Here is an 8,797-nt window from a genome sequence, read left to right on the forward strand (position 1 = left end):
GTCCTCTGGCGCAACGGTGCACGGCTGTTCGGGGTCACCGCTTAACCTCGACCACCGTGGACTCTGCACCGCTCGCCCTGCCCGAACCGGACGCCGACGGCCCCGACCCCCGGCGCTGGCTGGCCCTCGCCGTCATCGCCGTCGGCCAGCTGATGGTCGTGCTGGACGCCTCGATCGTGAACATCGCCCTCCCCGACGCCGGCCTGGACCTGGGCATCAGCGCGGCGAACATCCAGTGGGTGGTCACCGCCTACACGCTCGCCTTCGGCGGGCTGCTGCTGCTGGGCGGGCGGATCGCCGACTTCACCGGCCGCAAGCGCGCCTTCCTGATCGGCCTGATCGGCTTCGCCGGCGCCTCCGCACTGGGCGGCCTGGCCCCGAACCAGGAGCTGCTGTTCGCCGCCCGTGGCCTGCAGGGTGCGTTCGCGGCGCTGCTCGCACCGGCCGCGCTGTCGCTGCTGGCGGTCACCTTCACCGACCCCAAGGAGCGGGCCCGCGCCTTCGGCGTCTTCGGCGCCATCTCCGGCGGTGGGGCCGCGATCGGCCTGATCCTCGGCGGCGTGCTGACCGAGTACGCCTCGTGGCGCTGGACGCTGGGCGTCAACGTGCCGATCGCCCTGGCCACCGCCGTCTTCGCGATCGGCCTGGTGAAGGAGAGCCGCGCCGCCGGCGATCGTCGCTACGACGTGCCGGGCGTGCTGCTGTCGGCCGCCGGCCTGGTCAGCCTGGTCTACGGCTTCAGCAAGGCCGCCGAGGAGGGCGTGGGCTGGACCGACCCGGTCACCCTGACCCTGCTGGCCGCCGCCGCCGTCCTGCTGGTGACCTTCGTGCTCTACGAGCAGCGGGCCAGCCACCCGCTGCTGCCGCTGCGCGTGGTCCTGGACCGCAACCGGGGCGGCTCGTACCTGGTCTTCCTGCTGGTGGGGGCCGGGATCTTCGCGATCTTCCTGTTCCTGACCTTCTACTTCCAGCAGACCCTGGGGTACAGCCCGCTGGACTCCGGCTTCGCCTTCCTGCCCTTCAGCGGCGGGATCATCGTGGGCGCCGGCATCGTCTCCCAGGTGCTCCCCCGGATCGGGCCGCGACCGCTGATCATCGGTGGGCTGGTGCTGGCTGCGCTGGGCATGCTCTGGCTGACCCGGATCGGCGAGACCAGTTCGTACGTCACCGAGGTGCTGCCGGCCCTGCTGGCGATCAGCCTCGGCATGGCGGCGGTGTTCGTCCCGGCGTCCAGCACGGCGCTGGTCGGGGTGGAGAGCCACGACACGGGGATCGCCTCGGCCGTGCTCAACACCAGCCAGCAGGTCGGTGGCTCGCTCGGCCTGGCCCTGCTGAACACCTTCTACGCCTCGGCGGTCACCGGGTACCTCGTCGACAACCCGGGTGCCGCGCCGGGCGCCGCCTTCGTGCAGGGGTACCACGTGGCCTTCATCTGGGCCGCGGTGTTCCTGGCGGTCGCGTTGGTCATCAGCATCGTGCTGATCCGGGCCAAGAAGGACGACCTGCCCGCCGAGATGGTGCTGGCGGCCTGACCCCGCCACGGAGGGGCCGACGTCGCGGCGTCGGCCCCTCCGGTGCGTCAGCTGAGCGGGTCCAGCCGCCGGGACCAGGAGACCTGGGTGCGGGCGGTGGCGAAGCCGAGGCTCTCGTACAGCCCCAGCGCGCCGGTGACGTTCTCGCTGTCGACCTCCAGCCCGGAGGTCTGGCAGTCCTGCGCCGCGGCGGCGTGCATCGCCTCGATGATCACGGCCTTGGAGACACCCCGGCCTCGGGCGCCCGGGAGGACGCCGATCTGGCCGAAGTAGCTCTCCCGGGAGCCGCTGGCCGCGGCGGTCGCCTCGGAGACGTAGGCCAGCGCGTAGCCGAGCACCTCGCCGTCCTCGACGGCCAGCACCGACAGGTCCGGGCGGAAGGTCCGCATGCCGGTGAACATGACCTGCCAGGAGGCGACGTCGCGCTCGCTGGAGCCGTAGTGCTCGGTGAAGGCGGCGTTGTGCGCCAGCCGCACCTCCTCGTCGCGGTCCCAGGTGAACGGCACCAGGTCGATGCCGTCGAGCCGGCGCCGCGGCGGCAGGTCGGTGAGCGGGCGCTCCATGTGGAAGAACCAGCGGACCGCCTCCAGCCCGGCCCGGCGCACCAGCGCCTCCAGCGAGGGCATCGTCGTGTACACGGTGGCGGTCAGCCGGGCCGGTGACTCCGGGTGCCGGTCGGCGTGCAGCTCCGCGCCCCGCGCCAGCTGCCAGGCGAGCAGCGCCCGGCCGATGCCATGGCCCCGCCACTCCGGCAGCACCCGCCCCTGCAGGTGCACGCCGTAGGCGTCCCGGAACGTGGGCGGGGCGATCGTGGTGGCGTAGCCGACGACGGTGCCGTCGACGGTGCTCACCAGCCGAGTGTCCCGCTCCAGGTCGACCAGCTCGCTGACCCACAGCCCGGTGAGGTCCTCGGGGGACTCGTGCAGCCCGGTGTCGTCGACCGCCTCGGCCACGGCGAGCAGTTCGGCGACGGCAACGGCGTCGTCGGGGCGGATCGGGCGGGCGGAGAAGCCGTCGGGCAGGGCGAGCGGTGCAGAGTCCACGGTGGTCGAGGTTAAGCGGTGACCCCGAACAGCCGTGCACCGTTGCGCCAGAGGACCGCCCGCAGCCACTCCTCCCCCAGGTCCAGACGGTGCAGCGCGGCCAGCTGGTGGGCGTAGGGGTACGGGATGGCCGGGAAGTCGCTGCCGAGCACCACCTTGTCCCGCAGCGCGGCCAGCCGGGGCAGCAGCGCCCGGTCGAAGGGCATCAGCCGCTCGGTGAAGTCGGTGGCGAACATCGTGGTGTCCAGGTGCACCCGCTCGTACTGCTCGGCGAGGTCCAGGAACGCCGCGTACTCCGGCATCCCCAGGTGCGCGATCACCAACTGGAGCCGCGGGTGGCGCTCCAGCAGGCCGGCCATCGGCGCCGGGCCGGTGTGCTCACCGCGCAGCGGCCCGGAGCCGCAGTGGATGACCACCGGCGTGCCCGTCTCGGCCAGCCGGGCCCACACGGCGTCCAGCAGCGGATCGCGCGGGTCGAACGAGCCGACCTGCACGTGCACCTTGAACACCCGGGCGCCGGCGTCCAGCGCCTCGGCGACGTAGGCCGCCGCCGCGGGCTCGGGGAAGAACGTGGCCGACTGCAGCACGGCCGGGTGCTCGGCCGCGAACGCGGCGGCCTCGTCGTTCAGCCAGGCGGCCATCCCCGGCCGGTGCGGGTAGGGCAGCGTCGGGAAGGCGCGGACGCCGAGCGCCGCCAGCACCGCCAGCCGCTCCTCGACCGGCAACGCGTAGGTGACCGGCCACGGCGCCCCGTAGTGCGTCTCCGCCTCGGCGAAGTACTGCCACACCTTCGCCTGCACCCGCGCGGGGAGGAAGTGCACGTGCACGTCGACCAGCCCGGGCAGCCCCAGCTCCCGCCAGTACCTCGGGACGTCGGCGTCGTCGACGGGCGGGGGCACGGACATCAGATCGTGACGACGACCTTGCCGCGCACGTGCCCCTCGGCCACCAGCCGCTGGGCGTCGGCGGTCTGCGCCAGCGGGAACGCCTTGGCGATCGCCACCCGCAGCTGCCCGGCGTCGGCCATCCGGCCGAGCTCCTCCAGGTCGTGCCGCTCCGGACGCACGAAGACGTACCGGCCGCCGAGGTCGAGCACCGCCGGGTCGACGACGCTGGCGATCCGCTTCGGGTCGCGCACCTGGTCGGGGGCGTCGCCGAGCGCCGGCCCGCCGACCAGGTCCAGGACGGCGTCGACCGGCTCGGACAGCTGGGCGGAGATCGGGCCGGCGTTGTAGTCGAGCACCTCGGCGGCGCCGGCATCGCGCAGGAAGCCGTGGTTGCGCGGGCTGGCGGTGCCGATGACGTGCGCGCCGAGCGCCGCGGCGATCTGCACGGCGAAGAAGCCGACGCCGCCGGCGGCCCGGTGCACCAGCACCCGGTCGCCCTCGCCGACGTCGAGCGCCTCGGTGAGCGCCTGGTAGGCGGTCAGCCCGGCCAGCGGCAGGGCGGCGGCCTCGGTGAACCCGAGCGAGTCGGGCTTGTGCGCGATGCACCGCTGCGGGGCGGGCACGAGCTCGGCCGTCGTACCCCATTGGACGTCGTCCCGGCGCAGGTAGCCGAAGACCTCGTCACCGGGGGCGAAGTCGACCACCGCCGGCCCGACCCGCTCCACGACACCGGCCAGGTCCCAGCCCGGCACGATCGGGAAGTGGTGCGGGAAGTAACCGGCCAGGCCGCCCTCCCGGATGCCCATGTCCACCGGGTTGACCCCGGCCGCGCGGGTGCGGACCAGCACCGTGTCCGGCCCCACCGGGGGCTCGGGCAGGTCGTCGCGCAACTGCAGGACCGACTCGTCACCGAACCGGTCGTAGGCGATGCCACGCATGAGGTCAGCGCCGTCCCTTCACGTAGCGGCCGAAGGCGCGTTCCATCTCCCGGCGGGAGTCACGCTCGGCCAGGTCCTGGCGCTTGTCGTAGCTCCGCTTGCCCTTGGCCAGCGCGAGGGTGGCCTTGACCTTGCCGTCCTTGAAGTACAGGTCCAGCGGGACGAGCGTCAGCCCGCCCTCCTTGGTCTTGCCGATCAGCTTCTCGATCTCGGCGCGGTGCATGAGGATCTTGCGCTTGCGGCGCGGGGTGTGGTTGGTCCACGTCCCCTCGGTGTACTCGGGGATGTGCACGTGCTGCAGCCACACCTCACCGTCGTCGACGGTGGCGAAGCCGTCGACGAGGGAGGCGCGGCCGGCACGCAGGCTCTTCACCTCGGTGCCGGTGAGCACCAGGCCCACCTCGTAGGTGTCCAGGATCGAGTAGTCGTGCCGCGCCTTCTTGTTCTGGGCGATGAACTTGCGCCCCTGTTCCCGCGGCATGGGGCCAGGTTACCCAGGGGCCGCAACCGATCATGGCGCCTGACCCTCACGGGGCAGGCGCCATGACCGACGGGCGGCGAGCGCTACAGGCGGACGTAGAGCCGTAGCGTCACGTACGCGGCGACGGCGGCCAGGCCCACCCCGGCGGCGGCGATGATCGGGGAGATCGCGATGATCGCCGACCAGTCGACCGGCGGGATGATGCCCGCCTTGATCGGCCCGGCGAGCGTCTTGTCGACGAACAGGATCTTGGTCAGCACCAGACCGCCGATGGCCAGCAGCGCGCCGATCAGACCGGCGAGCGCCGCCTCGAGGATGAACGGCAGCTGGGTGTACCAGCGGGAGGCGCCGACCAGTCGCATGATGTTCGTCTCGTTGCGTCTGTTGAAGGCCGCGAGCTGGATCGTGTTGGAGATCAGCAGCAACGCGGCCAGCGCTTGCACGAGGGCCACCGCGAGCGTCCCGTTGCGCGCGCCGTTGAGCAGGCTGAACAGCCGGTCCAGGAAGTCGCCCTCGTCGCGGACCTCGTCCACGCCGGCCTCCCCGTTGGGGAACTGCTCGGCGATGACCGGGTACCGCTCGGGGTTGACCAGCTCGACCCGGAAGCTCTCCGGCAGCGCGTCCTCAGGGGTGTTGGCGATCAGCGCCGGCTGCTCCTGGAACTGCTGGGTGAAGCGCTGGTAGGCCTCGGCACGGGTCTCGTAGATGTAGTCCTGCACCTCCGGCGAGGCGTCCAGCTGCGCGGCGATCGAGTCGCGTTGCTCGTCGGTGACGTCGTCGGCGAGGTAGATCGAGACCTGGATCTTGTCGTAGTAGATCTCGCGCATGTCGCCGATCATGTTGGCGATCAGCAGGCCGGTGCCCATGAGGCCCAGCGAGATCCCGGTGGTCAGGATCATCGCGACCGTCATGGTCAGGTTCCGACGCAGCCCGGCAGCCACCTCGGAGAGGACGAAGTTGACGCGCATCAGTTCCCTGTCGTGTTCTGCGGTCCGGCGGTCATCGGCTGGTCAGCGACCCGCACCTCAACGACCCACGCCGTAGACGCCGCGGCTCTGGTCGCGGCTGACGACGCCGTCGTTCAGCTCGATCACACGGCGCCGCATCGAGTCGACGATGTGGTAGTCGTGCGTGGCCATGACCACGGTGGTGCCGGTGCGGTTGATCCGCTCCAGCAGCAGCATGATGTCCTGGCTCGTCTCCGGGTCCAGGTTGCCGGTGGGCTCGTCGGCCAGCAGCACCAGCGGCCGGTTCACGAACGCCCGGGCGATCGCCACCCGCTGCTGCTCACCACCGGAGAGCTCGCTGGGCAGCCGGTTCTCCTTGCCGTCCAGGCCGACCATCTCCAGCACCTCGGGCACGACCCGCTTGATCGTGCGCTGGGGCTTGTTGATCACCTCGAGGGCGAAGGCGACGTTCTCGGCGACCGTCTTGTTGCGCAGCAGCCGGAAGTCCTGGAAGACGCAGCCCATCGTGCGGCGGAGCTTGGGCACCTGCCACTTGCTCATCGTGTTCAGGTTCTTGTCGTTGACCGTGATGACGCCCTTGGTGGGGCTGTCCTCCTTCAGCAGCAGCCGCAGGAAGGTCGACTTGCCCGAACCCGAGGAACCGATGAGGAAGACGAACTCCCCCTTGTCGATCTGCATCGAGACGTCGTCCAGAGCCGGCCGAGGACTGGTCGGGTAGATCTTGGAGACGTGTTGCAATTCGATCACGAGGGGCCACGGTACCTGCCCGGCGCCGGCGGATGATCCGTTCGCCCGGCGCGTCCCGCGACCTCGTGGACGGACAGTGAGCAACGGGCGGCCGGGCCGGCGGTGACGGTCACCCTGCGTGCCACCGGGCCGGGCTCGGCTGTGGCCGGTCTCTCCCGGGCCCGACTGCGGCCGCCTAGTCCTGCGCTGCCGTCTCCTGCTGCCGGCGCCACCGGATCCCGGCCTCGATGAAGGCGTCGATCTCCCCGTCGAGCACGTTGCTCGGGTTGCCGGTCTCGACCTCGGTCCGCAGGTCCTTGACCATCTGGTACGGGTGCAGGACGTAGGAGCGCATCTGGTTGCCCCAGCTGCTGCCCTCGCCCTTGAGCGCGTCCATCTGGGCCCGCTCCTCCTGCTTGCGGACCACCAGCAGCCGGGCCTGCAGCACCCGCAGGGCAGCCGCCCGGTTCTGGATCTGCGACTTCTCGTTCTGGCAGGAGACGACGATGCCGGTCGGGATGTGGGTCATCCGGACCGCGGAGTCGGTGGTGTTCACGCTCTGCCCACCCGGGCCGGAGGAGCGGAAGACGTCGACCCGGATCTCGTTCTCCGGGATGTCGACGTGGTCGGTCTGCTCGACGACCGGCAGCACCTCGACGCCGGCGAAGGAGGTCTGCCGGCGGCCCTGGTTGTCGAACGGGGAGATCCGCACCAGCCGGTGGGTGCCCTGCTCGACGGAGAGGGTGCCGTAGGCGTAGGGCTGCTTGACGGCGAAGGTGGCCGACTTGATCCCGGCCTCCTCGGCGTAGGAGACGTCGTAGACCTCGGTGGGGTACCGGTGCCGCTCGGCCCAGCGCAGGTACATCCGCATCAGCATCTCGGCGAAGTCGGCGGCGTCCACTCCCCCGGCCTCCGAGCGGATGGTGACCAGCGCCTCGCGCTCGTCGTACTCCCCGGAGAGCAGCGTGCGCACCTCGAGCTCGTCGAGCACGGTGCGGATGCTCGCCAGCTCCCGCTCGGTCTCCGCGGTGGTGGCCTCGTCGCCCTCCTCGGCCGCCATCTCGTGCAGCAGCCCGACGTCGTCGAGCCGGCTGCGCAGCTCCTCCACCCGGCGCAGGTCGCCCTGCAGGTAGGACAGTCGCGAGGTCACCGCCTGGGCGGCCTCGACGTCGTTCCAGAGGTCGGGTGCGGAGGCCTTCTGCTCGAGCTCGGCCACCTCCCGACGCAGGTCATCGACCCGCATCACGGCCTCGATGGACTTCAAGGTCGTGTCGAGTTCGTCCAGGACGACGGAGAAGTCAGCGGCCACGTCGATCCAGGGTAGTGCGCCGCGGCACCGGGTACCTCCGGCGGCATGAGCACGTCACCGCCGGACGACCGGCGCACCCCCGACGACCTCACCGAGTACGAACGAGACCAGTTCCCGCACGGGATCCCCGAGTCACAACCCAGGTACCCGGAAGGCGGCGCCGACACAGCCCGCAGTGCGCTGACCCTGCGGCTGGTGCTGGCGACCTTCGGTCTGGTGATCTGCGCGGTGTTCGCGGTGCTGACGTTCCTCGCCGAGGTCCCGCTGGTCTTCCCGATCGCGCTGGCCGTGCTGGCGGTCATCGCGCTGGTCGACCTGATGGTCGTGGCCCGCCGCAAACTGCGCGGCGAACCGGGCTGAGCCCGGTCGCCCGCACCGGCCGCCGGGCGGGTCAGGCGGTCTGCAGGCGCGTGCGCCGGGCGCGCCGGGCAGCGCGTCGGATGGCCAGCCAGTCGGCCACCTCGGCGGCCGGCATGGGCCGGGCGATGTGGAAGCCCTGCGCGTGGGTGCAGCCCAGCTCGGTGACGAGCTCCAGCTGACCGGCGGTCTCCACCCCCTCGGCGAGGCTGCGCATGCCGCAGGCGGCGGCCAGCCCGACCACGGCGGCGATCGCCGCCGCGGACTCGCTGCGCCGCACCTCGATGCCGGCGATCAGGCTGCGGTCCAGCTTGAGGACGCCGGCCGGGATGGACACCAGCTGGCTCAGCGAGGAGAAGCCGCTGCCGAAGTCGTCGATGGACACCTCGACCCCGGTGACGCGGAGCTGGGCGAACTGGGCCGCGGCCCGGAGCGGGTCCTCCGCGACGCTGGTCTCGGTGAGCTCCAGCACCAGGCGCTCGGGGGCGAGCCCGGCGGCCTCCAGCGCGTCGTGGACGTCGGCGACGAGGGTGCCGGTGGCGAAGTGCGCGGCGCT

10 protein-coding genes are annotated in these 8,797 nt (G+C 71.7%); 2 read left to right on the forward strand and 8 right to left on the reverse strand.

Going from position 1 to position 8,797, the window contains the following annotated elements:
* Nucleotides 1–56 precede the first annotated feature (56 nt).
* A complete protein-coding gene (locus tag G5C62_RS23315; protein WP_241176084.1) occupies nt 57–1,532 on the forward strand; it encodes an MFS transporter in 1,476 nt (491 codons plus the stop codon).
* 47 nt (nt 1,533–1,579) lie between these two features.
* Here G5C62_RS23315 and G5C62_RS23320 read toward each other — a convergent pair whose 3' ends face one another.
* From G5C62_RS23320 to prfB, 7 genes are all read right to left on the reverse strand, one after another.
* Entirely contained in the window at nt 1,580–2,575 is a 996-nt protein-coding gene (locus G5C62_RS23320; protein WP_164702877.1) for a GNAT family N-acetyltransferase, read from the reverse strand.
* An 11-nt stretch (nt 2,576–2,586) separates the two neighbouring features.
* Complete coding sequence (locus G5C62_RS23325) at nt 2,587–3,480, reverse strand: amidohydrolase family protein (RefSeq protein WP_164702878.1); 894 nt, start codon at nt 3,478–3,480, stop codon at nt 2,587–2,589.
* On the reverse strand, nt 3,480–4,400 hold the full coding sequence (locus G5C62_RS23330) for an NADP-dependent oxidoreductase (protein WP_164702879.1): 921 nt from the start codon (nt 4,398–4,400) through the stop codon (nt 3,480–3,482). The genes G5C62_RS23325 and G5C62_RS23330 overlap by 1 nt, the downstream gene beginning before the upstream one ends.
* A gap of 4 nt (nt 4,401–4,404) precedes the next feature.
* A complete protein-coding gene (gene smpB, locus G5C62_RS23335) occupies nt 4,405–4,881 on the reverse strand; it encodes an SsrA-binding protein SmpB (protein WP_036333358.1) in 477 nt (158 codons plus the stop codon).
* Between the two features lie 83 nt (nt 4,882–4,964).
* Nucleotides 4,965–5,849, reverse strand: coding sequence for a permease-like cell division protein FtsX (ftsX, locus tag G5C62_RS23340; RefSeq protein WP_164702880.1), 885 nt, complete (start codon nt 5,847–5,849; stop codon nt 4,965–4,967).
* Between the two features lie 57 nt (nt 5,850–5,906).
* A complete protein-coding gene (gene ftsE, locus G5C62_RS23345) occupies nt 5,907–6,596 on the reverse strand; it encodes a cell division ATP-binding protein FtsE (protein WP_036333362.1) in 690 nt (229 codons plus the stop codon).
* A gap of 175 nt (nt 6,597–6,771) precedes the next feature.
* Nucleotides 6,772–7,884: a peptide chain release factor 2 gene (gene prfB, locus G5C62_RS23350; protein ID WP_164702881.1), complete on the reverse strand. Its 1,113-nt coding sequence runs from the start codon at nt 7,882–7,884 to the stop codon at nt 6,772–6,774.
* A 45-nt stretch (nt 7,885–7,929) separates the two neighbouring features.
* Between prfB and G5C62_RS23355 the strand changes: the two genes are divergently transcribed.
* A complete protein-coding gene (locus tag G5C62_RS23355; RefSeq protein ID WP_197058519.1) occupies nt 7,930–8,244 on the forward strand; it encodes a DUF6343 family protein in 315 nt (104 codons plus the stop codon).
* 31 nt (nt 8,245–8,275) lie between these two features.
* Here G5C62_RS23355 and G5C62_RS23360 read toward each other — a convergent pair.
* Nucleotides 8,276–8,797, reverse strand: a 522-nt coding sequence (locus G5C62_RS23360) for an EAL domain-containing protein (RefSeq protein WP_164702882.1), incomplete at its 5' end; no start/stop codon positions are given.

The sequence above is a fragment of the Modestobacter sp. KNN46-3 genome, from assembly GCF_011039295.1.